Source organism: Bacillus pseudomycoides DSM 12442 (assembly GCF_000161455.1).
Classification (GTDB): Bacteria; Bacillota; Bacilli; order Bacillales; family Bacillaceae_G; genus Bacillus_A; species Bacillus_A pseudomycoides.
In genome coordinates this window covers 5,277,724-5,301,560 of sequence record NZ_CM000745.1, presented here as the reverse complement: position 1 = coordinate 5,301,560, position 23,837 = coordinate 5,277,724, and the positions used below count along the sequence as shown (strand labels likewise).

Here is a 23,837-nt window from a genome sequence, read left to right as displayed (position 1 = left end):
TTCGATGATAGAATCCCTTTTCAAGAAAGGTGTATCAAGTATTATAGATAGACCTAAGATTGTACGTCTTCAGCCTTGACTCCGGTCAAGGTTTCCTTATAGGGGTCATCATACATTGCTATCAAGCTAAAATTTTATAGAGCCCCCAAACCGAAAAAATGGGAGTATCTCCTTTTTAAATATCGGGTTCTGTGTAGTAATGGGACAAGAACGGCAATAAGGTCTAATTATATTCTCAAAAAAGATAGTTTTTAAGAATTGGAAAAAATTTCAGATGTGGCGGGTTACTCCTTGAATCGTTGCCGTACCCCTTCAAGAGCTAATCTTACTGTTTACAATAAATCACATTGACAAATAAGATTATATTAAATATAGTACTATTTGATAATTATTATAATATTTATAGACTTGACCCGTCGGCACGAGGAGGATATATAAAATGCATGCATTCAAACGGAAGTCCATTAAACTTTCCATTTTAGGTATAGTTATTTTTTTAGTATTAGGGGGACTAGGACTTTTCCTCATCAATAAGGGCTTTATATCAATTTTCCAAGATAAGGTTCATAAACAAGCTGATAAAAATCCAATCCATTTTGAAGAGATTGATACGTTTTTATTTACTACACATATACCAGTGGGGCATGAAGCGATTTGGAACCAACTACAACAATATGAAGAGCAAAAAGATTTACGAATCAGTATGGCAAACTTAGTAGATATAAGATCCCAACAAACACGAGAATTAACCACGAAAGTCTACAGTCCCTTCTTTCATGTATCAAATTATTCAGAAAGTAAGGTGCCCATAAAGGTAACATTATATAAAAATCATGAAGTCGGGTATGAAAAGACATTGCAACCAGGTGATATGTTTGAAAGAAACGAACAACTAGGTCGAGGTAAATATAGTCTAAACCTGGAATGTATAGGTCAAGGTTATTGCAAAGCTAAAGGAGCTATAACTACTGGAGATATTAATTGGGATTAGGAAAAGACTAAGGAAGACTTTCTCATTTTGAAAGTCTTCCTTTTTATATGCACAAATAATGTCCGCTAATACTTATTACGTGATTTGGTTCCATTGCTACACAGACCCCACATAAAGATTAATGTAGCGACATATGAGGTTATCGTTGCGAACCAAGTAGTGAAATTAACACCGAGGGAATTCTTGGTGCTAGAGTTATTAGCTCGAAATCAAGGAATGGTACTGAGCGCTGAACAAATTTATGAAAGAGTGTGGAAAGAACAGTCTTTCCAATCTGATAATACTGTGATGGTACATATTCGGAAAATACGTGAAAAGATAGAAGAGAATCCAAGGAAACCTTGTTATATTAAAACAGTTTGGGGAGTAGGTTATAAAATTGAAAAAGATCTTTAAACCATTCTATTATCTTAATAATAAAATAGTAAGCTTAGTAAAAAAATTAGGCAATCATATTCTAGGAAGTATTAGAATACAGCTTATTACAACATTCTTTCTTTGTGCATTACTTGGTTTCTTCGTATCAAGAGCTGTGGCGCCATTCGCTGAAGATATGAATCAAAGGGCTTATGTTGATTATAGTTTTAGTATGTTACAAATTAATCGTCAAGCGAAGGAAACGGCGGAAAAAGCAGTAAGTGAAAATAAGGTAGCATCTTTGCAAGAGATGATTGAGAGTGAAGATAAAAAAGAGCAAAAGGCTTTAAAAGTATTGGTTACGGATGAAACAGGAAAGGTTTTATATAAAACAAAACAGGCGCCGGAAGTAGAAATTAATTTGCATAGTACCATTAGCAATGTGATGCACTTTGCGATGAATCGACCAATTTACAATAAGGATTCAGAAATAATCATGGGATCACGTAAAGAATTCATTACTTTTTATCCAGTTACAATTGAAGGGAAAAACTTGTATATGTTTGTAAGTGGGATTCCAGAAGGAGATATCACATATGAAACAGAAGAGGGAATTCTCCCTTCCTTTATTGGAATTATCGTGTTTATCTTTTCTTTCTTTTATATTACAAAGAGAAAAATGAAGCAAATTGAAGCGATGGCGCAAGGAGTAAATGAGATAGCAAAAGGAAACTTAGCATATCGAATTGAAGAGAAAGGGCAAGATGAGATGGCTTTACTAACAAAAAATATTAATCAAATGGCAGAAGAGATAATGGTGAATATTGAAAAAGAAAGAGAAATTGAAAGACAGAAAAATGAATTGATTACAAATGTCTCGCATGATTTACGAACACCACTTACATTTATTATGGGATATTTACGTTTATTACGCGATGCGAAATATGATAATAGAGAACAATATGATGAGTATATAAAGGTTGCTTTTTCAAAATCGGAACAGCTTAAAAACTTAATAGAAGATTTATTTGAGTACACAAAATTAACAAACCAAAAGGTTGTGTTAGAAAAACAAGAAGTATGCATCAATGAAATGCTCGATCAATTAATTGAAGAATTAGTACCACAAGCAGAGGAACATGGTCTTTCATTTGTGAAGGAATTTCCTGATGAACGCATATATGCTGAACTTGATTCGGAGAAAATCGTGCGTGTGTTTGATAATTTATTAATGAATGCGATTAAATACAGTAAAGATGAAGGAGAAATTAAAATTTCTCTTCAAAGACAGCAAGATAGCATTCAAATTTCTGTGGCAAATCAAAGCGAAGAATTTACAAGACAAGAATTGAAGAATTTATTTGAACGTTTTTATAAAAAGGATCAATCAAGAAGCAGAGTCTCAGAAGGATCTGGACTTGGACTTGCCATTGCAAAAAGTATTGTTGATTTGCAAAGCGGAGACATTCGGGCAGAATATGAAGACGGTATTGTGCGCTTTATTATTTCACTTCCCATTGAGGCAAAAAAGTAATAATATTATATAAATTGTTTCTAGGTGTAATGAAATGATACAAACTGAAAATGTGCCGTGTGTTAACAGGATAAAAAAGAACTCTTGCAAAAGAGTTCTTTTTTATTAGATTGAAAAATTATTGAATGATTAAAGTTTAAAGCTTTTGTTAAGAAAAAGTTAAGAAACCCCCTCAGTATTTATTAAGAAACACTCTCTATACTTAGAAATGTGTTAGAAAGCATATTCATTCTCATTAAAATCCCAAAGAATGAATGAGATGACATCTAATTAAATAGGAAAAGAAAGGCGGAAAAGATAGATGAAAAAAGCATGGATTGCAGTGTCAGGATTAGTTGTTGTAGGAGGTGGATTATTAACTTATATGGGAGGAGAAACAATAGATAGATTTAATCCATTAGTGAAAGAAAAAGATGTGTACGTCCTTACAAAAGGGGAAGCAAAACCTGATGGTAAGAGATATTTTTACATGTTAAACGGAGTTGATGAATCAGGCGATGAAAATACCATTAAAGTAGGGGTTTCTGGTAAGGATGATTATCCAGATTCTTATTTAAAGGTTCATGTAAAAGGAAAGTATGTTTACGAATTTGAGAAAGTGCAGGAAAAAGAAGTTCCTGAGAAAGCAAAAGAAAAACTAAAAAAATAAATAATGAATTTATCGAGTTAAAAACAAAGGTAGGAGAATATTATGAACAACTCAGTTGTAAATGTAAAAAATGTTCAAAAAGTGTACGGTAAAAAAGGTGAAAATCAGTCACACGCTTTAAGAGATGTATCGTTCTCGATTCAAGAGGGAGAATTTGTTGGAATCATGGGACCGTCTGGTTCAGGAAAAACAACATTATTAAATGTAATTTCAACATTAGATGTAGCAACTGGCGGCATTGTTGAAATTGCTGGTATCGATATCACTAAAATGAAGCAAGGAGAGCTTTCAGATTTTCGCTCTCAAAAATTAGGATTTATCTTTCAAGATTTCAATTTATTAGAGAATCTATCTATTTATGAAAATATTGCACTTCCACTTTCACTTCAAGGAGTCCCATCGCGTAAGATTGGTCCAAAAGTAAAGAAAGTAGCCAATATGTTAGGGATTTCGGAAATACTTCAAAAATATCCATCTGAGGTATCTGGTGGACAAAAACAACGTTCCGCGGCAGCACGCGCGCTTGTACATGAACCAGCAATTATTTTAGGGGACGAGCCAACAGGGGCACTGGATTCAAAAAATGCAACAAGCCTTTTAGAAGCAATGAAAAATTTAAATGAAAAACAAGATGTTTCGATTATGATGGTTACTCATGATCCATATAGTGCAAGTTATTGCCAGCGCATTTTGTTCATTCAAGATGGTGAGTTATATAAAGAAATTCATCGTAGTGGTACGCGTGAAGTGTTCTATAAAGAAATTTTAGATGTACTTGCGGATTTAGGTACACAAAAAGGATAAGAAAGGACACCCACCATGATATTTAAACTTTCTATATCAGGACTAAAAAGTAAGCTAAAAGATTATATTGTCTTACTAGTTGGTCTTGTTATGTCAATTTCAATTTTTTACATGTTTCAAACGCTAGCATTAAATAAAGCATTTGTTGAAGCAAATACTACTATTCGGTCAATTGCGCCTGTTTTTCAAACAGGTTCAGCTCTATTAGCAATCATTACATTCTTCTATGTTCTATATGCAAATTCTTTTTTGATGTCTCTTCGCCAAAAAGAATTTGGGATGTATATGATGTTAGGTGCAAAAAAACATAAGGTTACATTACTTATGTTTCTGGAAACGATTATTATTGGGGCAGTATCCTTAGTAATTGGAATTACAGTAGGAATAGGGCTTTCACAAGGGATGGGTAAACTCCTCATGAAGCAACTGGATTTTACTGCGAGTGGTTACCAAGGGTTTTATGTACCATCTATGTTAGTTACTTGTATGTTCTTCTTGGTATTATTTGTGTTATCTGCCATTATGAATAGTGTGAAATTATCACGCATCTCCGTTCTGCAACTTGTACATGCAGATGCTTCAGCAGAACGTACAATGATTAAAGGTAAGTGGACTGGGATTGTTTCATTTTTAGCCATTATTTTATTAGGAATTGGATATGCTTCGATGATTTATATGAATAAGTTAAAAGAACAGGGGCCTATGATTGCGATGCTTACAACTACAGCAGGAACGTATATGTTATTTACTTCTGTCCTTCCGCTTATTATTAAAAAATTAAAGAGTAATAAAAAGCGTAGTGAGAAAGGTCTTAATGCTTTTACATTTGCTCAATTAAACTTTCGTATTAATAGTTTAACAAAGGTACTCGCAACAGTAGCAATGTTAGTAGCACTTGGTGCGGGGGCGATTTCAGGTGGGATGGCTTTTAAAAATAACGTAATTCAATCGACGGATCAACTTGAAATATACGATACAGTCATTCATAATCCAACAGCAGAAGAAAAGAATATTTTAGATGGTATTACATTTAAAGAAAAGAATGAATATCACTATAAAGTAGATGATAAATATGTTTACTACTTGAAAGAAGATCTAGAGAAAAACCGTCCACTTGTGCAAGCTGGAATAGAAAAAAAGGATAGAGGGAAAGTAAAACGAGTTTCTGAAAATCTTCCTGTAGGAGCAATTTCAAAATATGGTGAGGAGAATATGGAGAATACAAATATTATCCCAGAAGAGTGGGATGACGCTTTACGCTCTCTTCAACCAACCTATTTAAATTACATGGAAAAAGTAAAAAAAATAGTAGATCAAAAAATGTACGATGGCATACAAGAAAAAGAAAACATTGTTGTAATTGGAAAAACTGAGGATTTTGTAACATATTTAGATAAATGGAAAAAAATTGACGGGTTGCAGCTAGTTAAATATAAAAATGTCACAGCTGAAGATATCTTCAGTAAATATCAAATATATACTGGGATTTACGCCAGTGCCAGCGGAACAGTATTTATGGGTTTCTTCTTAGGTATTGCTTTCCTTGCGATGATGGCAAGCTGCTTAATGTTTAAGATTCTTTCTGGTGCATCAAAAGATATTGTACGCTATGAAATGCTTCGTAAAATTGGAGTCCGTCATGAATTATTAGCAAAATCCATTTATAAAGAGTTATTTTTAGTGTTTTTATTTCCAGGGATAGTAGGTATAATTCATGTATTATTGGGTATGAAGATTTTTGGTTTCATCTTAATTGACCCATATTTCCGTATTTGGTTACCAATCTTGATTTTCGTAGTTATCTATTCGATCTATTACCTTATTACAGTTCAATTATATAAAGGAATTGTTCTTCCTGAAAAAAAGTAATAAGAATGTGATGTTTTACTGTATATGCTTTATATTTAATTAGGATATCCAATATTTATTAGCATTATAGTTAGCTTTCTTTTAGTTAACAAGGTAGCTAGGTTGGATTTAATCGAATATTTCCTATATGAATAAGAGAGAAAGAGAATATAATTTAAATTTATGTTCTCTTTCTTTATCTAGATACTTATAAAATGAATGATTTTCTCCTTAACGTAGGAAAGTCGGTTTTTTATCTTCCATAAAATGTCTTAGCGTGGGTTTTATGTCATTTGGTTGGCGGGACCCTGAGTAGTTAAATAACTACTTGAATTCCCTCTTGTTATAAATTTGTGAGTGGCTCCAAAAAGAAGGAATCGTTGCCGTATCCCCTATACTGTCAAAACTAACTATTGGGGATACTTTGGTCGTAACTAGAATGGATCGTTTAGGGCGAAATACCATTCAGCTATTACAGTTAGTAGAACAACTTCAGGAAAAGGATGTTCACTTTGTAACAACTCTATAAATATAACTTAATATCATAATTATAATATATAAACTGAAAATACCTATAAAATCCACCTTAAATTAACCTTAAATAATTAGACCTTTTTTATCATTCATGAAAGTAAACTTTTCAATATTAGTTTACTTTCAAACCCCTTAAAATATCGAATTACAATTAAATTCCAGGTAATTGCTGTGAAATTTTTATTTTAGATCCAATAAAGATACTTTGCTAATTGTTTCATAGCAACTACACCTTAAATTTATTTATTCACTTTCTAATTATATCGTGCCTAAATAAGAAAAATTTAGTAATTATAAATCATAAAATTCATATATTTTTTATAGAAAGAATCCTTTAGGGCTTCCAACATGTTACCTCTAATATTTTATAAAAGAGGAATTATTTAACGATTTTCTCTTTAACTTAAAAAGATAAATTAATATAAATAAATAAATGAATAAATAAAAAGGAATTCCAATGAAAATAAAGAATTTATCAGTAATAAAGTTAATAATTGGTTTTTTGAAGGGGTAATTTGTGAAGCTATGGAGGGAAAAAAACTTTTAAAACAGTGGAAAGCAGATTTACAAACTATTAAAGAAGAGAAAAGAAAAAAGAAAAGGAAAAAGAGAAAAAGCACAAATAAGAAGTTTGCCATTCCTAGTAATACCGCTAATTTTATGAATGAGAATCATGTATATTATAAAAGAAACGGTGTTTGGAAACAAAGAGATAAATAGGTATTTAGAATGGGCGCAATAAATTTTGACTAAATATATAGTCAAAATTTATTGCGCCAGCGTTACTTTATGCATTTAAAAAGTTAAAGGAGAAAGGATTTTACAAAAGCACCGTTAATTGTACCGTTAAACATATGAATAATCGTATAGAACAAGACCACCGACATGTGAAACGTCGTTTTGCTAGGTCATCGGGATTTCAAACTCTCCGGCATGCTTCTCGTACAATAAAAGGCATTGAAACCATTCATGCCCTATACAAACAAAGGCGAAGTCTTCAAATAGGCTCCGCCTTTTCGGTGTATAACGAATTACAGGAATTATTAATGGTTGCATAACCATTTAACGATGCAACTCTAGATTCTCTATGTTTTGGGTAACTTTGCAACAGAACCGTGTGCTCACTTTTTTTCTCCTGTTTTAGACAGGAAGAAAACTGTTTTGCCACATCCATGTATTTGCCTCCTCTCTTGTAAATTATGTTGCATAAACAAATGATCACTTCTTATAAATTGTGTTGTATTAGGTGACCCATGTTTAACTTAAAATTTTCATAATAAAAGCAATCATATCGAAAAAATGATAATCCTCCTCTAAAATCAGTAAGAAAACTTTTAAATTACTATTTTACTGTAGAATGGAAATGATACATTAATAATTAAGGTAATACTGTTCACTATTTAATTTTAAACTATATAGAAAGATATTGAGGTGCAATAGATGATACATAATATTCCAGATGTTTATACAAAAAAAATCCTTATAGTAGATGATGAAAAAGAGATTTTAAATTTGTTAGAAACAGTTTTAAAGAAAGAGGGGTTTCAACATATTTATACTTATACAACAGGAGCAGAAGGAATACGCATGTGTAAGCGAGTACAGCCAGATCTTATCATGTTAGATATTATGCTTCCAGATTTAGATGGATATAGTGTTTGTCAGCAAATTCGACAGTTTACATTCGTTCCAATATTTTTCTTATCGGCGAAAAATGAAGATTTAGATAAAATACTTGGATTAAGTATAGGTGGCGATGATTACATTACAAAGCCTTTTAGTCCGAAAGAAGTAGCATATAAGATAAAAGCATTTTTTCGACGCAATCAATATCAAGAAAAGGCTCGGATTATGTATCAGTTTGGAGACATTACGATAGATGAGGCACAAGGAACAGTGTTAAAGGGTGATACATTACTATCTTTAACAGCAAAAGAATTTAATATATTACTATTTTTAATAAAAAACCCAAATCAAATTTTTAGTAAGGCCCGCTTATATGAAGCTGTCTGGGGAGAAACATATCTGGGTAATGACAATATTATGATGGTGCATATGAGACATTTAAGAGAAAAAATAGAGGATAATCCTTCCAACCCTCATTACCTTGTAACAGTAAGGGGACTCGGATATAAACTTAATACAAAAGGTGATGCAAGATGAAGTGGAAGGTCACGAGACTATATATTACCTCATTAATAGGATTAATTATGTTTATCCTAATCGTTCAATTTTTTGCTTTTAGTTATTTAGTATTTACTTATAACCGTGAGGGAATGGACGATCCAGAGGGCTCAGTATTAGCTTTTCAAAAAGAAATCACAGTAGAAAATGGAAGTATTTCTATAACAAATAAAGGGAAAATTTTTTTGCAAGAACATGGAGCATGGTTACAAGTATTAAATCGTAATAGTGATGAAGTATTTCAAATGTATAAGCCTAAAAATACACCAACTCATTATACCCCTAGTGATTTGATTTTACGCTATAAGTACGATATTGGGGGGTATACAACGTTTGTGGGTAAATTAGATAAAAGTACACAAGTAGAAAGTTATATTGTCGCTTTTCCGTCAAACCAAGCATTGCGAAAATCTGTCTATTTGAACTTCAATAATTTATCTAGCTTCTATCCATATGGAATTTTAATGTTAATAGGAGTAACAGTAGTTTGTATTTTATTATTTGCTTACATTGTGGCAAGGTATATGTCAAAACCTGTTGTCACGATAATTGAACATATTAATAAGTTAAAACAAGGACAATATGAACAAGTACCGGAAGAAAAAGGAATATATGCAGAGGTATATATAACTTTGAATCAGTTATCGCATCAACTAAAGGATATTAATCTCCAAAGAAAAAGGCTAGATACGATGCGAGCAGAATGGATTATAAATATCTCTCATGATTTAAAGACACCACTTTCTTCTATTAAAGGTTATAGTGAAATTATAGGGAATCGCAAGTATAAAATCAATATGCAAGAAATGTACCAATATGCAGAAGTCATTCAAAATAAATCAATTTATATTGAAAAATTGATTAATGATTTAAAACTTACATATCAATTGAAGAATGCGTTGTTACCTATCCATAAAAATACAGTAGATATTGTGAATCTCACCCGAGAAACGATTATTGAATTTATGAATATGCCTCATTATGAGAATCGATTAATTGAGTTTGAATGTCTTAAGAAGGAACTAATTATAAAAGCAGATCAGGGATTAATTCAACGTGTGATAGTAAATTTATTGAATAATGCGCTTATTCATACTGATGTTGAAACATTAATACAAGTTCGCATAAAATAAACATCTGGATATACCGTATTTACGATTGAAGACAATGGTGACGGAATAAATAAAAATGATTTACCACACATTTTTGATCGATATTTCCGTGGTACAAATACAGATCCAAAAAGTGGTTCAGGTTTAGGAATGGCGATTGTAAGAGAAATCATCGTGGCTCACGGTGGAGAAATTATAGTTGAAAGCAGCAAAGGAAACGGTACAAAAATTATATTTCAGCTTCCGTTAGAAAATTAAGCTAAACTTAAGGTCAGCTCAATTCAAGATTAAGCAAGAACTTTCATAATAAATGATAGCTTAATCAAGAAAAAGAGGTGCCAATAATGGGAACATATATCGTTGAGACAGAAGATTTGACAAAGACATATGGAGCTGTAAATAGTGTGAGTCAATTACAAATGAAAGTCGGTAAAGGTGAAATCTATGGATTTCTAGGCCCAAATGGGGCTGGGAAAACAACGACAATTAGAATGTTACTGGGATTAATAAAACCGACTACAGGTAATATTAAAGTATTCAATCGAGATTTAAAAACAAATCGAATAGATATTTTAAGAGAGGTTGGCTCTCTTGTTGAATCGCCATCTTATTATGGACATTTAACAGGTCATGAAAACCTAGAAGTAATTCGGCAAATGTTACAAGTACCAAAAAAGAATATTGATGAGGTATTGTGTATCGTTCGATTAGAGAAACAAAAAGATAAACTAGTTAAACAATACTCACTTGGAATGAAGCAACGCCTTGGCATAGCAATGGCACTACTTGGAAATCCAAAATTGTTAATTTTAGATGAACCCACAAACGGATTAGACCCTGCCGGGATTCAAGAAATTCGTGAACTCATCAAACAACTGCCAAAGCAATATGATATGACAGTTGTTATTTCTAGTCATTTGTTAAATGAGATGGATCAAATTGCAACACAAGTGGGCATTATTAATAGTGGACAGCTTATTTTTCAAGATAAAATTGAAGTGTTACGCAAAAAAAGTCAGGCATCAATGAAAATACGCGTAAATGATGTAGTGAAGGCTCATCAAATTTTAGAACAGCATCAAATTCATCTTAGAATTGAAGGTAATTGTCTAGTTACGCATCAACAAGAAGATCACCTTATTTCTCACATAAATCATTTATTAGTACAGCAGAATTTATCAGTGTATCGAATTGAAGAAGAGAAGCATACGTTGGAAGAAATATTTCTAAGCCTAACAGAAAAAGGTGGTGTTTTATAATGATTGCTGCCTTAAGAAGTGAATTATTGAAATTAAAAAGAAAGAAATTATTTTTAGTAGTATTTTTGATACAGTCTTTAGCATTACTTTGGTTATTTGCTATTGTGTCACAAGACAAAAAGGAATTTCTAAATTGGGAGTCGCTTCTTTCAAGAGTAAGTATGATAAATGCATTATTTTTACCTATAATGATTGCGACAATTACATCTCGAATAATTGATTTTGAAAATAAGGGGAACACCTGGAAGCTATTGTGTGCAATTCCCACATCTAGGAAGCTAGTATATATAACCAAAATTATCTTTAGCCTCTTTTTTCTTGTATACGCAGGTGTAATTTCTATTTCTGTAATTATATTAATGGGAAAAATCTTTAATTTTGATGGTGGAATTCCGGTGATATTATTACTGAAATATGGTTGTTTTACCATTATAGGATGTATTCCTATGGTTATTTTGCAACTCTGGATATCTTTGGTAGTGAAAAATCAAGTATTTTCTTTAACGGCAGGTGTAATCGGCTCATTTCTTGGGTATTGCGGGCAGATGTTTCCTTGGAAAACATGGATAATTTGGACATATTCATCTCTGACAAATCCAATTTCTTGGGCTTTTTCCAATGGGAAAATAGTGTATTTCCCAAATGAAGGAGTCATGATGAATCTTTTGTTAAGTTTAGGAGTTAGTTTATTATTTATCGTTCTTAGCACTGTTCATTTTGCGCACAAAGATATTCATTAGGAGGATGCAGATATGTTATTAAGCTCATTTCGATGCGAATTATTAAAATTAAAACGTTCAAAAATATGGATTGTAATGACATTCATTCCGCTTATTTGTATTGCGCTTGGACTCATAAATTTTCAAGTAAACTATGATGTCTTAATGAAAGTCTCAACAAATGAGTGGGAGAAAGCTTGGACACAAGTTGGATTAATTTATGGATTATTTTTATTTCCTGTCGTAGTAAGTATTTATTGTGCATTTGTATGCCGCTTTGAACATAGCGAGGGAAATTGGAAAAAAATCATCTCTTTACCAATTCCGTTTCAATATGTGTACATGGCAAAGTTATTAGTAATCTTTATGTTAACTTTATTGACACAAGTATTTTTTTTAATTGCTTATATTGTAATTGGTAAGCTACTAGGTATTACAAGTCCTATTCCTTGGATTTCATTATTAAATTGGTCATTCAATGGATGGATTGGTACATTTTCAATTGCTGCAGTACAATTATTTCTCTCATCTTCTATAAAAAGTTTTGCTGTTCCAGTTGGAATGAGTTTTGGTTTTACATGTATAGGAATGATATTTCATTACTTAAATATCGGGTATATATGGCCATTTTCGCAACCAGGATTAGCAATGGACCCTATTCATCTAGAAGGCTTGCAGACTTTCTTTCAATTTAGTAGCTTTTATGTGTTAAGTTGCTTATTTGTTATTATATTTACTTTTGTAGGAGTTCAAAGATTTACAATAAAAGATATTATATGATGTTGATTTGAAATAAAGTCGCGATGTTTATAAAAAAGATGCGAAGCTTTACCCTTTTGGATATTTTTATCTAAAGGGGTGTTTTTATGACTAAAAGAAAAAGAACATCTGAATAAAAGGTGGATTAAGGAATTATTGAGTGACATAGAGTTGTTCTGTTAAAGGGCCATTTAATAGAATAACGACTTTTGAGCTAAATTTATTGGTTTGCGAAGTTCGAATATAACTAAATGTAAAAATATGAAAATAAATTCCTTCATCATATTGACAATGGAAACAAATTACAATAAAATTCGATTGATTAATCAATCATTTATTATGAAAGGAGCATCTAAATGGAACCTAGACTTACTAATGATGAAAAAAAGAAAAGAAAAAGATCTACTATCCTAAACGCCGCAATTAAATTATATAGTGAGAATGGTTTTGCAGAGACAAAAGTTGCCGAAATAGCAAAAGAAGCAGGAGTTAGCTTTGGTACTGTATTTACGTATTTTGATTCAAAAGAAGCACTTTATGAATCAGCGATTTTGGAGCCATTGGAGGAAATCAAACCATATTTTATTGAGATAGAAGAACACTTTAAAGGTGAGCCTCTTGAAGTTGTGAAGGAAATGATAGATTGCCATGTACAACTCTTTTCAATGAAAAGTGAATACCTACGTCTAATTCAGCAGGTTCTTGCGAGACCTGATCGATTTCCAAAGCTTTTTAAAGAACTAAACGATTTTGTAAATGTATTTATAGACTGTATTCATCCGGTTATTGAAGCAGGGCAAAGGCTGGGTTACTTTTATGAAGAATCACCTTCATTAGTTGCCGAGTCGTACTTATCCATCTTAAACGGAATGCGTTTAACGTTTATTGATGAATATACAAACTTGATGTGGAAGGATATAACGATACAAGCCCTGAGATTATTTGGACCTATCTCTAATAAATAAGGAGTGATTTATATGAAATTGAGAGATATACATCCCAACATCAAACTTCGCCTGGCTATGCAATTTCTAGGCAGCCTTATTTCCATGGCTGTTATACCTTTTCTGGCAATCTATTTTTCTCAGAAAATTGGAGCTACTGAAACAGGTATTATTCTTATAATAATTGTGATTAGTGGGGTCATTGGAGGTTTTATCGGGGGGCATGTTTCAGACAAAATAGGTCGGAGAAAAATAATGATTTATTCTGAACTTGGTATATTGCTTTCGTATCTGTTTATAGCACTTTGTAATTCCCCTTGGTTTAACCTTCCTTATATTTCCGTAGCATTCTTTATTATCAATATGTTTTGGGGAGGAATGTTTCAGCCAGCAGCACAAGCTATGATCATTGATGTTACTAATTCCGAATCGAGAAAGCTCGTATTTACAATTAGCTACTGGCTGGGGAATTTATCAACTGCTATTGGAGGAATCATTGGAGCATTTCTTTTTAAAAACCACTTGTTTGAGTTATTTATTGGGATTTCACTCATCTCTTTGTTATCTGTATTCATGACTATATTCTTCATCACAGAAACCTATACACCGGAACCTTCATCTACGTCTTCTAATTATAAGAAAAAATTCTCATCAATAGAGATGTTTCAAACCTATTCAAACGTTTTAAAAGATAAGCTGTTTATGTTTTATATTTTCGGAGCGATCTTGATCTTTTCCTTGGAACAGTCTTTAACAAACTATATTGGGATTCGTCTTGAAAAAGATATACCCCATCATTCAGCTTCATTGTTTGGAATAGATTTCATGCTTGATGGCACAAAGATGCTGGGTTTTCTCCGAACGGAGAATACAATTCTTGTAGTTCTCCTATCAAGTGTTGTATTATTCTTATTTAAAAAGTGGAGTGATCGCTGGACTCTAGTTACAGGAATGATGATCTTTTCTATATGCTTTAGTATTTTTGCCTTTACAAATAGCGTGTTGTTTCTTTTTATTGCCATGTTTATTGGAACAATTGGTGAACTGATGTATGTTCCTATTAAACAGGCGATGATAGGGGAACTTGCACCACCTAACGCTCGTAGCACCTATATGGCTTTTAATGGCTTGACTTTCTACGGAGCAATGATTGTATCTTCGTTGTTGATCATCGTTGGAGAGTGGATTCGTCCCATATATATGGGGGGATTGCTTCTTATTCTAGGATTAACTGGTACATTTTTGTACTACATAATAACAAAAACGCTAGACTCTAAAGTTAGTGAAAAAAATGAAAGAAAAGTACCTGTTTCTTATTAAAGGGTTGTTTTTCCACTAATGCATGAAAAGAAACTAACTGGAAAACAATCTTCCGCAATCGGAGCATTTAATGGAGCATGTTTGTTGAACTAACGAAACATCATAAAGAAAATTATGGAATTTACAAAGGCAATAGGTACATAAAAAGAGAACATATTTATTAATGTTATTTAAGTTACTGAAAGGAGAAAATAGAATGAAAGATAAATTATTGAGGGTTGGAACTATTTATATTCCTGTTACCAATGTAGAACTTTCTTCAAAATGGTATGTAAACAAACTAGGTGCAGAGTTAGGCTATAAAGACGAAGACAAGGCTATTCTTAACTTTGCAAACCAAAGTTTTTTCCTGGTTAAATCCCAAGAAAATCAAAGCTTGAATTTTCACGGTTTTTGCGGTGAAGAGCGCTTCTCTTTAACATTTGAAGTTAATGGTTTAAATGCACTTGAATCAATCCATAGTGATTTTATTAAAAAAGAAATAAAAGTTGGAGAGATTGAAAACAGAGGACACACTGGAAAGAATTTTGTTTTTTATGATTTAGATGGTAATAAATTTGATGTTTGGAGTGAATTAAGTTCCATCTTCAGAGAAAAATACCTAATATCGCAATAAGGGATTTTAATTATTCAATAAACAGTAGATTTACAGAATCAGTCTGTCCAAAATCAAAAAGAGTTCATCCACCAAGTGTTTGGACTTATAGCATAAAATACGATCTCGCTAGAAATATATGCGCTATATTCTCTTTTAGTTTATCTTTGCACCAGAACCTTTATATGTACTATAAGGTAATACAGTAAGAAATACATATCAATTTGCTTAGTGATGATGAATAAGGTGTAAATTTGAATACAATATATAGATGAATAATATATAAAGGAGCTCAACTCTCAATGGCAAGAAAATTATTAACACAAAGGTTTCCTCTTTTAATTCCTATTAGAATCAGACAACGTAGGATGTTTAAAAAAATAAGAGACCGTCTTGAAGGTCATAAGTTTTCAAAAACATTTGAGCAAAATCCATTACCTTACAGGATTTATAAACATAAATCTTTGCTTATTAGAAAGTTAGGTGATACGGATATACAGCTGCAGTATAACAAAATCACCAATTTAAAGCTAGCCATCTGCAAAATAAACCAGGTTGTAATTAAACCGGGAGAAACATTTTCATTTTGGCATCTTGTTGGTAATTCCAGTGAAAAGGCTGGATATAGAGAAGGAATTATTCTAATGAATGGCGAAGCGATAAAGGGAATAGGCGGTGGTCTCTGTCAGTTAGGGAATCTTCTTTACTGGATGTTTCTTCATTCAGAGTTGGAAACAGTGGAAAGATATCGTCATAGTTTCGATCCATTCCCTGACTATGGACGTGTGATTCCATTTGGAACAGGCGCCACTTTGATGAATGGTATTATTGATCTCAAATTGAGAAACAATTCAAATATTTCCTATCAAGTCAATCTACATCTTGACGAAGAATACATCTATGGAGAAATTAGGGCATCCCAGTATCCTCCATATAAGTATTCTATCGTTGAAGAAGATCATCGTTTTGCAAAAAAAGTAGATGGCCAAGTATACAGACAAAATAAAGTTTATAAAAAAATAGTTGATCGTGTCACAGGTAACTTAGTTGACAAAGAACTAGTCATGGAAAATGATTGCTTAGTAAAATATGAAGTAGATGATGAGAAAATTGTGGTTTCTTTATAGACAAGGATTTTCACTTATCTAAAGATATTTGAAAAAACTGCGTAGATAATTTTAAAATAAAAAGAAGACTCAACTAGATTGTTTTCTAGTTCGGTCTCCTTTTATGTATAAATTATTTCATTATAAAGGATAAAATCCCAGCAATTATGCATGTAATTCCGCCTAAAAACTGTCCTATTCCAGTGAGTTTGTCTAAAAATGATTTGTATTTTTTCGTACTATATATACCCCATAATACTAAGATTACTCCAAAAAGTATAAACGCTAGTTTTAAAATAATAATCTAGATATAAATATGAATCAGAAGAATGTCACTATTTAAATCAAAAGCAGAAAATATTAAAGAAAAAACAATTGAATATGCGAAAGAAATTGCGATTTGTTTTGCTCAAGATTTTTCTGTATTACCCAAAAAAATTAGAGTTACAGAGGTGTGTCTCATGACTAGTATCGTTAAAATTAGAGCAAGCGTATTTATTCCAATGTCTTGGACTGAACCTAAGAAGGACATTCAAACGGGCAATGTGATCCAATTTGAAGGTGACTCACGTGAATTTACACCTTATGCTGTAAACGCTATGCGTTCCAGAATTGAACAAGAAGTAGTTGTAGATTTTTACAAAAAAGAAATTTTCACATATGGAAATACAGGTATAACCACAGAAAGGGTTACAACTTCAGATGGTTCCGTTAATAAAAGAACAGGAAAAGCTAGTACAGAAAATATTTTGTGCACTGATATTGTATGGAATTCTGATGACGTCAAATTTCAAATGAGTGCGAGTGCTAGCAATCCATTAAATGTATATGCACCTCCCGTTGACTACCTATTAACCGTACAGGTCAAAAAAGATGGCACTGTCCATATTGAAGGTGCACATGATGGATTCCCTTGTTATGAATTTTATAAACAAGTAAATTTTGAGCCGTTTGAAGAAATTCATACACATGATTTCAGAGAAACTGGTGATACAGCTGAAGCGCTAGGTGGAGAAATGGAGTATAGTTTTAAAAAGATATTGTAAAGGCAATATAACGCGGTTTTTAGTGAATATATAACAACGTAGGAGTAAGTAACAGGAGAAACAGAGAATGACAACAGTTTTATTTGTAAAAGCAAACAATCGCCCGGCAAACCAATCAGTTAGTGTAAAATTATACGAGGCTTTTTTAGCGAGCTACAAAGAATCACATCCAAATGATACAGTAGTAGAGCTTGATTTATACAAGGAAGAATTTCCATATGTAGGAGTAGATATGATTAATGGTACATTTAAGGCTAGTAGGGGACTTGATTTAACAACAGAAGAAGCAAAGGCTGTTAAATTAGCAAGTACGTTCTAATTAATATAACATTTGTTACTCTATGTAGCAGTACCAACATTTTTATAGCGGTGGTACTGCTTTTTTAGTCGCTTATCTCGCTACTTTTTTACATTTTATCCATACAGAACTAAAAAATTGAACAAGAAGTAATAAATATAGCTTTGAAAGAAATTTAAATTAAATTTCTTTCAAAGCTATAATGAATCATTTTGTAAGAGCTAAGAAACAGCATCCAACATTAGAAATGTGCTTTTTCGATTAAAGACTTTTGCCTACAAACTGCATTTCCCGCTGCAATTTCATAAACGAACGGTACATCCCAATTCTCCAAGAGACGATCATCGCAAAAGCGAGTAAGAAGAACATGCCGCTTAATTGTCCTAAATCAATTGATTGACTTAAATATGATTTGAAAGCAATACGGACAACAAGTAAACCGACTAAAATAAATATAAATGCTTTAGAAGGTATTAAATAGATGTCTTTTCCACGTATTTCAAATTTTGACGTTTTAATAAGAAAAATAGAGAAAAATAAACCAACGATAACTGCTTCTAGAATTTCTGTTGTTGTTAATCGAAATTCTGGTAAGAAGTACATGGATGCTCCCGTACTCATAAAAATTGGCGGGAGTATAATTTTTTTAAGTGTTATAGGTTTTTTTGCTGATTTTAAGCGAAGAAACATCATTCCAACAGCCATACAAAGAGCAATAATACTTGATAGAACAGCTAAGTTCATGTTTTACCTCCTTTTATCCTTTGTATGATTTTTTTAATAGAATCATAAACCAAACAAGACCGACACCGATGATAGAATGAGACATTCCTGCCATATGACTTAATCCATTAAAATCGGTTCCATTTATTTGAAGAAGTCCACGGGCCGCCATTGAAGCAACTGTTAAAACCAATCCTATATTATAGACGATGAACCACATGTTAAAACTTTTTGCTTCATGGAATGCAAATGATTTTGATAGGGCTAAGGCAATTAAGAAGAATAAAAATCCAAGAACTAACACATGTGTGTGCAACAGGTTCAGTAGAGTAGTACCTTGAATTCCTTGCGCTTTTGCATATTCTCTCGCGAATATACCTGATAATAAACCGATAATTAAATAAGTGAATGCTGCATTATATAACTTTTTCATCATATACCTCCTAAGGTAGTTTTAGCAATGTTGATTTTTGGTAATGAAACTTTATTTAAAAGCTATTTGTCATTCCGTATATAAGTCCAGAAATATATGGAATTAGCCAAATGAACCATACGATAACGCTTAGTGTGTGGAATGTTGTCATCATTTTTGTATCTTTTTTTATTAACACAATTGTTGCCCAAACAGCATGGAATAGCATAAGTAAAATGGCTGATAAGCCTGTTATTCCATGGAAGCTGAACAGGGATCCTGCTTCTGCCATTTTCTCCATTAATGTGGTCCCGATCGTATCACATACGAGTCCAAGCCAGAAAATAATGACATGCCAAAATTTTAATGTCTTTTGAAATTTTTCACTCCATACTCCGATTGTATAAAAAATGAGTGCAGCTGTAATAAATGTAATAGCAGATGCTAACACGTTCATCATTCCTTTCTAACAGTCAGTTGCTTTATATAAAGCATGTTACATGAGAATTATGAATAGAATATGAACGCAATATTACATATGAATTTCGCTGGATTATTATATTTGAATTCAATTATGCTGTAAACAAAAAATTAAAATGTGCTGTTAATTAAAGAAAACTTTCTTATCCCCTAAATAGGGGATAAGAAAGTTTTTTTAGGTCATCGCTATTGTACAGGTGTTCTTATACTTCGTTTTCTCGTAGTAATTTTCCATCGCGAAGTATTAAAATTCGATCACATACATCAAGCATTTTTTCATCGTGTGTAATCATAATTGCTGCTTTTTTATTTTTCTTAACTTCATGTTTCATTCGTTCAACTACTTCTCTAGCACGTTTTGAGTCAAGACTAGCAGTAGGTTCATCAGCTAAAATTAAGTCTGGATTATTCATAAATGCACGAGCAATGGCTACACGTTGTTTTTCACCACCTGAAAGTTGATTTGGATAATGATTCATTCGATGTGATAATCCAAAAGTTTTCAGTAATTGTTCTGCAAGTTTACCAGCTTCTTTTTTATCTTCTCCCTTTAACTTAGCGATATATAAGAGTTGTTCTTTCACTGTTAAGAAAGGTACGAGGTTTGCAAATTGAAATATAAATCCGATTTTTCTTAAACGAATATCGGTCATCTCTTTTTCTGATAAGCTTGTTATATTTTGACCAGAAATATAAATATTTCCTTTAGAAGGGGATAAAAGTGCACCTGCGATGGAAAGCAATGTACTTTTCCCAGAACCAGACGGACCAACAATGCCTATAAATTCGCCTTCTTTTATATCTAACGTAATTGGGTGCAAAGCTGTTACTTCTGTATCTCCTTCTCCATATACTTTACTTACTTGATCCAACTTTAATAATGACGATGGGGTATCCCATTTTAATTCTGTTACCATTACATGCCACCTCCGATTGCTTCTAATGCATCTACTTTTAATACTTGATATAGAGAAATTAGTGTACCGAATATACTAATTAAGATAAAGATACCTGCATATTGCAAGATTGTTGTTGTTGTTAATAAGAACGGCATACTAGCTGGTAAAACAGCCTGTACTGCAAAGATTAAGCCAATGCCGATTATAAGAGCAACACCAGATAAGAATATAGACTGTACAACTAAACTATTTGCTAAATATGAGTTTTTTGTTCCGATTGCTTTTAATACACCTAATTGATGTGTTTTTTGTAATGTAATGACATAGAAGAAAACGCCAATTAATAATGCTGAAATTACAAGTAAAAACGCAATAATCATCGTTAATGTTCCTTGTTCTTCTTTATAACCTGGAATACTTTGCAGTACTTCTTTTTTATCAACAACTGTTGCATTATCGATTTTTTTATCAGTATTTAGGGCGATTACACTGTAATCTTTTTGATGTGGCAGTGCAATGCTGTCCCATACATTTTCATTCATATGAACAACAGGTGCATGACTAAACATTTGATTTTGTGTAAATCCGACAACTTTGAAAACCTTTTGAGAAACAGGATCTACTAGTTCATCTCCAAGCTTTATCCCTTTTTCCTTGATGGATTCATCAGCAATGATTTCATTGTTTTCTAAAGTACCGTTTTTTCCTTCAATAACTTTTGGGGCAATGAATGAATCTTGTTTACTTGAAAAAATAGCAACATCAACTTTATTTGAACTGCCTTCTTTTTCAAATGTTGCGACCTTAATATGCATTGGAACCGCATCTTTTGCATCAACCTGTGCCAATACTTTATCTACATCCTCTTTCTTAATTTGGGAGCGTAATAATTTACCCTCTGCATCATTTGATAATATAAACTTGTCTGCTTTCATTTCGATAATAGAAGAGGCATTAGCATGAGATAAACCATTTGCTAGACCTGATATAATAAGTACAAGAAATGATAATAACATCATGATTGTGCCGATTAATCCGTACCGTAATTTCGATTGTTTTAATTCTTTAAGTGCTAAAAACATTAGGTTCATTCCTCCTTGTTTCATTCTATGTTCTTATCATAAAGAGGAAATATGAACGGAATATGAACAAAAGGTTACAAAAGACGGGGATACAGTTTATATATAAATATGTTACAGAAAAAGAAGATAACTCCCTATTTTATAAAGGAAGTTATCTTCTTTTTGATCGCTGTATATTAATAAAAATTTTGTTTTTTGTTCAAAGTAGGTATTTTTTCAGTAGGCTTAGTGAATGCAGGTTATTTTTTATTTTGCATATGAATAGTCCCTTCTTGTTGTTTCGGAAGGTAAATAGAAAAAATCGTTCCTTTTCCAAGTTCACTATCCACTGTTATTGCTCCGCTATGAAGGTCAATGATTTTTTTTACAATAGAAAGACCTAATCCACTTCCATTTACATTTCTGTTTCGGGCAGTATCGACTTTATGAAATCGATCAAATATTTTTTTTATTTCATTTTCAGGTATACCAATACCCATATCAGTAATCGAAATGCGCCATTCTGTTTCCAGCTCTTCTGCTTCAAATGCAATCGTTCCGCCGCTTTCTGTAAATTTGATACTATTGGTAAATAAATTCATCCATACTTGATGGAGCAAGTTTTCGTCTCCGTAAATTTGCATGTTGGGAACATCCATTTCAACTGCAAGTTCTTTCGTTCTCCATTCCCATTCAAGCATAAAAATAGTATCTTTTATTTGATTCCCAAGATCAAAAGATTGCTTACGTAAAGTAAGATCTTCTTTATCAAGTGATGCAAGTATTAATAATTGTTTGCATAAACTGGACATGCGTCGACTTTCTGATTCGATGATTTCTAGGTAATGTGTCTGCTCAGATTTCGTTAAATCATTAGTTTGTAATGTTTTTGAAAATCCTTGAATAGATGATAATGGTGACTGAAATTCATGTGAAACATTCGAAACAAATTCTTGTCGCATCTGCTCTGAATTTCGTAATCTTTTGGCCATTTTACGAAAGCTAGTTGCAAGCGTTCCAATCTCATCTCGGCGATTTTCTGGTAGTACTAAATCATAGTTGCCACATGCAACCTCTTTTGTCGCATGTGTAAATCTTTGAATAGGACGAACGACAAAGCGGGTAGCTATCGCGATACAAATTAGACTGATTATGATAATTAATCCTAATAAAACAGCATAGAAAATACGTAATTCTCCAAATTGCTGTTGAATATCCGGACGAATAAATAGCGCATAACCCTTACCATTGTTTTCGATAGGGATCCCAATACTATTCAAAAGTGTATTATCAAAAAAGCCAGTAGCAAATAAACGATTAGGATACGTTGCAATTCCATTGTATATATTTCCTTTTAATACATGTTCAATTGTCTCTTTACTAATATTCATTTTCTTGAAATTATCATCGTACTGCTTGCCTTGTTTTTTATCGTCTACTACGTAAATTTCAAAGCCAAGGTTAGAAATAGACTGTAAATAACCATCTTTATTTTGTTCTGTATTTTTCTCATATAAATATTTTACTTCTTGTGCATATTTTAAAATTTTCTCGCTGTTATATGGTTTTAAATAAACATGATAATATACATTTGTAAGTAAAAATGCCAATATACTACTAACCAGCATAATAAAAACTGATATGATAACAAATCTAGCATATAATGAGCGCATATTTTTTCACCTCTAATTTATCGTTCTATTTTTTGAAAGTAAGACCTCCCGTATCAAGATTTTGAGAAAACACAGAAGATAGGAGGGAGTTGACTGCTGGCATGTGCCTGAGCAGTAGGGCGGAAAGAAAAACTTCCACTGATGGAAGTTTCACTTTATATAAAATGATGATCACAAATGATGTGAGAAATTGGAAAATCCAACGAAGTGAAAAATGTAATAAGCATAAGTGTTCCTTCTTTCACTTTTATAGAATAAGAGATGTTTATGAACAGAAGATGAACATGTTATTACAATTTCTAAGAAAATGAAAAGTGTGCTGTCAATAAAACTGACAGCACACTTCTCGTTTCATTAAAACGATGAACCATTACAAGATAAATATGATTTTTTATATAAAAATACAATTGATTTGTATGAAAAAGTGGAATGATTAGTGAAAAAGGATGCACAAATATATTATTCGTTTTATGAAATAACTCGCCAAAAAAGTAAAAAAAGTGTGCAACTAATTCAAAGAACCCTGTTCT

General features: G+C 32.2%; 22 protein-coding genes and 5 pseudogenes. 20 read left to right on the top strand and 7 right to left on the bottom strand.

Annotated features, from left to right (window positions below):
• Positions 1 to 439 precede the first annotated feature (439 nt).
• The 9 genes and pseudogenes from BPMYX0001_RS26870 to BPMYX0001_RS31690 all read left to right on the top strand — a co-directional run.
• Positions 440 to 991 (top strand): hypothetical protein, encoded by a 552-nt coding sequence (locus tag BPMYX0001_RS26870; protein WP_006097332.1) that lies wholly within the window; start codon positions 440 to 442, stop codon positions 989 to 991.
• Between the two features lie 111 nt (positions 992 to 1,102).
• Positions 1,103 to 1,387: pseudogene (locus tag BPMYX0001_RS26865) on the top strand (winged helix-turn-helix domain-containing protein); the annotation flags it as partial.
• A complete protein-coding gene (locus BPMYX0001_RS26860) occupies positions 1,371 to 2,882 on the top strand; it encodes a sensor histidine kinase (RefSeq protein ID WP_033799447.1) in 1,512 nt (503 codons plus the stop codon). The pseudogene BPMYX0001_RS26865 and the gene BPMYX0001_RS26860, both read left to right, overlap by 17 nt.
• Positions 2,883 to 3,183: 301 nt before the next feature.
• On the top strand, positions 3,184 to 3,531 hold the full coding sequence (locus BPMYX0001_RS26855; protein WP_006097329.1) for a YxeA family protein: 348 nt from the start codon (positions 3,184 to 3,186) through the stop codon (positions 3,529 to 3,531).
• Positions 3,532 to 3,573: 42 nt separating this feature from the next.
• Entirely contained in the window at positions 3,574 to 4,335 is a 762-nt protein-coding gene (locus tag BPMYX0001_RS26850; protein WP_006097328.1) for an ABC transporter ATP-binding protein, read from the top strand.
• A gap of 15 nt (positions 4,336 to 4,350) precedes the next feature.
• Positions 4,351 to 6,204 carry an FtsX-like permease family protein gene (locus tag BPMYX0001_RS26845; RefSeq protein ID WP_006097327.1) on the top strand — a complete coding sequence of 618 codons (1,854 nt, stop codon included), beginning with the start codon at positions 4,351 to 4,353 and terminating at the stop codon, positions 6,202 to 6,204.
• A 373-nt stretch (positions 6,205 to 6,577) separates the two neighbouring features.
• Positions 6,578 to 6,697, top strand: a pseudogene (locus tag BPMYX0001_RS31695) (recombinase family protein); the annotation flags it as partial.
• Positions 6,698 to 7,242: 545 nt separating this feature from the next.
• Entirely contained in the window at positions 7,243 to 7,437 is a 195-nt protein-coding gene (locus tag BPMYX0001_RS26840; protein WP_003199325.1) for a hypothetical protein, read from the top strand.
• Between the two features lie 53 nt (positions 7,438 to 7,490).
• Positions 7,491 to 7,775 (top strand): annotated as a pseudogene (locus tag BPMYX0001_RS31690) (DDE-type integrase/transposase/recombinase); the annotation flags it as partial.
• Here BPMYX0001_RS31690 and BPMYX0001_RS32820 read toward each other — a convergent pair.
• Complete coding sequence (locus BPMYX0001_RS32820; RefSeq protein ID WP_157753643.1) at positions 7,715 to 7,891, bottom strand: hypothetical protein; 177 nt, start codon at positions 7,889 to 7,891, stop codon at positions 7,715 to 7,717. The pseudogene BPMYX0001_RS31690 and the gene BPMYX0001_RS32820 overlap by 61 nt on opposite strands.
• Positions 7,892 to 8,157: 266 nt before the next feature.
• Here BPMYX0001_RS32820 and BPMYX0001_RS26835 point away from each other — a divergent pair, with 266 nt between their 5' ends.
• The 11 genes and pseudogenes from BPMYX0001_RS26835 to BPMYX0001_RS26785 all read left to right on the top strand — a co-directional run.
• Complete coding sequence (locus BPMYX0001_RS26835) at positions 8,158 to 8,880, top strand: response regulator transcription factor (protein WP_006097326.1); 723 nt, start codon at positions 8,158 to 8,160, stop codon at positions 8,878 to 8,880.
• A pseudogene (locus BPMYX0001_RS29795) lies at positions 8,877 to 10,271 on the top strand (sensor histidine kinase). Before BPMYX0001_RS26835 ends, BPMYX0001_RS29795 begins: the two are co-directional and overlap by 4 nt.
• An 86-nt stretch (positions 10,272 to 10,357) precedes the next feature.
• Positions 10,358 to 11,272 (top strand): ABC transporter ATP-binding protein, encoded by a 915-nt coding sequence (locus tag BPMYX0001_RS26825; RefSeq protein WP_006097324.1) that lies wholly within the window; start codon positions 10,358 to 10,360, stop codon positions 11,270 to 11,272.
• Positions 11,272 to 12,012: an ABC transporter permease gene (locus tag BPMYX0001_RS26820; RefSeq protein WP_003199332.1), complete on the top strand. Its 741-nt coding sequence runs from the start codon at positions 11,272 to 11,274 to the stop codon at positions 12,010 to 12,012. The genes BPMYX0001_RS26825 and BPMYX0001_RS26820 overlap by 1 nt, the downstream gene beginning before the upstream one ends.
• A gap of 12 nt (positions 12,013 to 12,024) precedes the next feature.
• Entirely contained in the window at positions 12,025 to 12,771 is a 747-nt protein-coding gene (locus BPMYX0001_RS26815) for an ABC transporter permease (RefSeq protein WP_006097323.1), read from the top strand.
• Positions 12,772 to 13,106: 335 nt separating this feature from the next.
• On the top strand, positions 13,107 to 13,715 hold the full coding sequence (locus BPMYX0001_RS26810; RefSeq protein WP_003199336.1) for a TetR/AcrR family transcriptional regulator: 609 nt from the start codon (positions 13,107 to 13,109) through the stop codon (positions 13,713 to 13,715).
• Positions 13,716 to 13,727: 12 nt separating this feature from the next.
• The gene (locus tag BPMYX0001_RS26805; RefSeq protein WP_006097322.1) at positions 13,728 to 15,014 is read left to right on the top strand and encodes an MFS transporter; all 1,287 of its coding nucleotides are present in this window, start codon (positions 13,728 to 13,730) and stop codon (positions 15,012 to 15,014) included.
• Positions 15,015 to 15,210: 196 nt separating this feature from the next.
• Positions 15,211 to 15,630 (top strand): VOC family protein, encoded by a 420-nt coding sequence (locus tag BPMYX0001_RS26800; RefSeq protein ID WP_033799446.1) that lies wholly within the window; start codon positions 15,211 to 15,213, stop codon positions 15,628 to 15,630.
• Between the two features lie 281 nt (positions 15,631 to 15,911).
• Positions 15,912 to 16,736: a VanW family protein gene (locus tag BPMYX0001_RS26795; protein ID WP_018782230.1), complete on the top strand. Its 825-nt coding sequence runs from the start codon at positions 15,912 to 15,914 to the stop codon at positions 16,734 to 16,736.
• 440 nt (positions 16,737 to 17,176) lie between these two features.
• Complete coding sequence (locus BPMYX0001_RS26790) at positions 17,177 to 17,761, top strand: DUF3238 domain-containing protein (RefSeq protein ID WP_033799794.1); 585 nt, start codon at positions 17,177 to 17,179, stop codon at positions 17,759 to 17,761.
• Positions 17,762 to 17,828: 67 nt separating this feature from the next.
• Positions 17,829 to 18,077 (top strand): annotated as a pseudogene (locus BPMYX0001_RS26785) (NAD(P)H-dependent oxidoreductase); the annotation flags it as partial.
• Positions 18,078 to 18,320: 243 nt separating this feature from the next.
• Here the strand turns inward: BPMYX0001_RS26785 and BPMYX0001_RS26780 are convergent.
• The 6 genes from BPMYX0001_RS26780 to BPMYX0001_RS26755 all read right to left on the bottom strand — a co-directional run bounded on the left by BPMYX0001_RS26780 (position 18,321) and on the right by BPMYX0001_RS26755 (position 23,307).
• The gene (locus BPMYX0001_RS26780) at positions 18,321 to 18,803 is read right to left on the bottom strand and encodes a CcdC family protein (protein WP_003199351.1); all 483 of its coding nucleotides are present in this window, start codon (positions 18,801 to 18,803) and stop codon (positions 18,321 to 18,323) included.
• A 13-nt stretch (positions 18,804 to 18,816) separates the two neighbouring features.
• Positions 18,817 to 19,215: a DUF2871 domain-containing protein gene (locus BPMYX0001_RS26775; protein WP_018782225.1), complete on the bottom strand. Its 399-nt coding sequence runs from the start codon at positions 19,213 to 19,215 to the stop codon at positions 18,817 to 18,819.
• A gap of 55 nt (positions 19,216 to 19,270) precedes the next feature.
• A complete protein-coding gene (locus tag BPMYX0001_RS26770) occupies positions 19,271 to 19,645 on the bottom strand; it encodes an HsmA family protein (RefSeq protein ID WP_018782224.1) in 375 nt (124 codons plus the stop codon).
• A gap of 232 nt (positions 19,646 to 19,877) precedes the next feature.
• Entirely contained in the window at positions 19,878 to 20,591 is a 714-nt protein-coding gene (locus tag BPMYX0001_RS26765; protein WP_003199354.1) for an ABC transporter ATP-binding protein, read from the bottom strand.
• The gene (locus tag BPMYX0001_RS26760) at positions 20,591 to 21,655 is read right to left on the bottom strand and encodes an ABC transporter permease (protein WP_018765199.1); all 1,065 of its coding nucleotides are present in this window, start codon (positions 21,653 to 21,655) and stop codon (positions 20,591 to 20,593) included. The genes BPMYX0001_RS26765 and BPMYX0001_RS26760 overlap by 1 nt, the downstream gene beginning before the upstream one ends.
• 239 nt (positions 21,656 to 21,894) lie before the next feature.
• Complete coding sequence (locus tag BPMYX0001_RS26755) at positions 21,895 to 23,307, bottom strand: sensor histidine kinase (protein WP_033799445.1); 1,413 nt, start codon at positions 23,305 to 23,307, stop codon at positions 21,895 to 21,897.
• Positions 23,308 to 23,837 lie beyond the last annotated feature (530 nt).

What these genes read in the sequence shown, in the direction of transcription:
- BPMYX0001_RS26870 (WP_006097332.1), top strand. Translation starts at nt 440, where the DNA reads ATGCATGCATTCAAACGGAAGTCCATTAAACTTTCCATTTTAGGTATA.
- BPMYX0001_RS26855 (WP_006097329.1), top strand. Translation starts at nt 3,184, where the DNA reads ATGAAAAAAGCATGGATTGCAGTGTCAGGATTAGTTGTTGTAGGAGGT.
- BPMYX0001_RS26850 (WP_006097328.1), top strand. Translation starts at nt 3,574, where the DNA reads ATGAACAACTCAGTTGTAAATGTAAAAAATGTTCAAAAAGTGTACGGT.
- BPMYX0001_RS26845 (WP_006097327.1), top strand. Translation starts at nt 4,351, where the DNA reads ATGATATTTAAACTTTCTATATCAGGACTAAAAAGTAAGCTAAAAGAT.
- BPMYX0001_RS26840 (WP_003199325.1), top strand. Translation starts at nt 7,243, where the DNA reads ATGGAGGGAAAAAAACTTTTAAAACAGTGGAAAGCAGATTTACAAACT.
- BPMYX0001_RS32820 (WP_157753643.1), bottom strand. Translation starts at nt 7,891, where the DNA reads ATGGATGTGGCAAAACAGTTTTCTTCCTGTCTAAAACAGGAGAAAAAA.
- BPMYX0001_RS26835 (WP_006097326.1), top strand. Translation starts at nt 8,158, where the DNA reads ATGATACATAATATTCCAGATGTTTATACAAAAAAAATCCTTATAGTA.
- BPMYX0001_RS26825 (WP_006097324.1), top strand. Translation starts at nt 10,358, where the DNA reads ATGGGAACATATATCGTTGAGACAGAAGATTTGACAAAGACATATGGA.
- BPMYX0001_RS26820 (WP_003199332.1), top strand. Translation starts at nt 11,272, where the DNA reads ATGATTGCTGCCTTAAGAAGTGAATTATTGAAATTAAAAAGAAAGAAA.
- BPMYX0001_RS26815 (WP_006097323.1), top strand. Translation starts at nt 12,025, where the DNA reads ATGTTATTAAGCTCATTTCGATGCGAATTATTAAAATTAAAACGTTCA.
- BPMYX0001_RS26810 (WP_003199336.1), top strand. Translation starts at nt 13,107, where the DNA reads ATGGAACCTAGACTTACTAATGATGAAAAAAAGAAAAGAAAAAGATCT.
- BPMYX0001_RS26805 (WP_006097322.1), top strand. Translation starts at nt 13,728, where the DNA reads ATGAAATTGAGAGATATACATCCCAACATCAAACTTCGCCTGGCTATG.
- BPMYX0001_RS26800 (WP_033799446.1), top strand. Translation starts at nt 15,211, where the DNA reads ATGAAAGATAAATTATTGAGGGTTGGAACTATTTATATTCCTGTTACC.
- BPMYX0001_RS26795 (WP_018782230.1), top strand. Translation starts at nt 15,912, where the DNA reads ATGGCAAGAAAATTATTAACACAAAGGTTTCCTCTTTTAATTCCTATT.
- BPMYX0001_RS26790 (WP_033799794.1), top strand. Translation starts at nt 17,177, where the DNA reads ATGACTAGTATCGTTAAAATTAGAGCAAGCGTATTTATTCCAATGTCT.
- BPMYX0001_RS26780 (WP_003199351.1), bottom strand. Translation starts at nt 18,803, where the DNA reads ATGAACTTAGCTGTTCTATCAAGTATTATTGCTCTTTGTATGGCTGTT.
- BPMYX0001_RS26775 (WP_018782225.1), bottom strand. Translation starts at nt 19,215, where the DNA reads ATGAAAAAGTTATATAATGCAGCATTCACTTATTTAATTATCGGTTTA.
- BPMYX0001_RS26765 (WP_003199354.1), bottom strand. Translation starts at nt 20,591, where the DNA reads ATGGTAACAGAATTAAAATGGGATACCCCATCGTCATTATTAAAGTTG.
- BPMYX0001_RS26760 (WP_018765199.1), bottom strand. Translation starts at nt 21,655, where the DNA reads ATGTTTTTAGCACTTAAAGAATTAAAACAATCGAAATTACGGTACGGA.
- BPMYX0001_RS26755 (WP_033799445.1), bottom strand. Translation starts at nt 23,307, where the DNA reads ATGCGCTCATTATATGCTAGATTTGTTATCATATCAGTTTTTATTATG.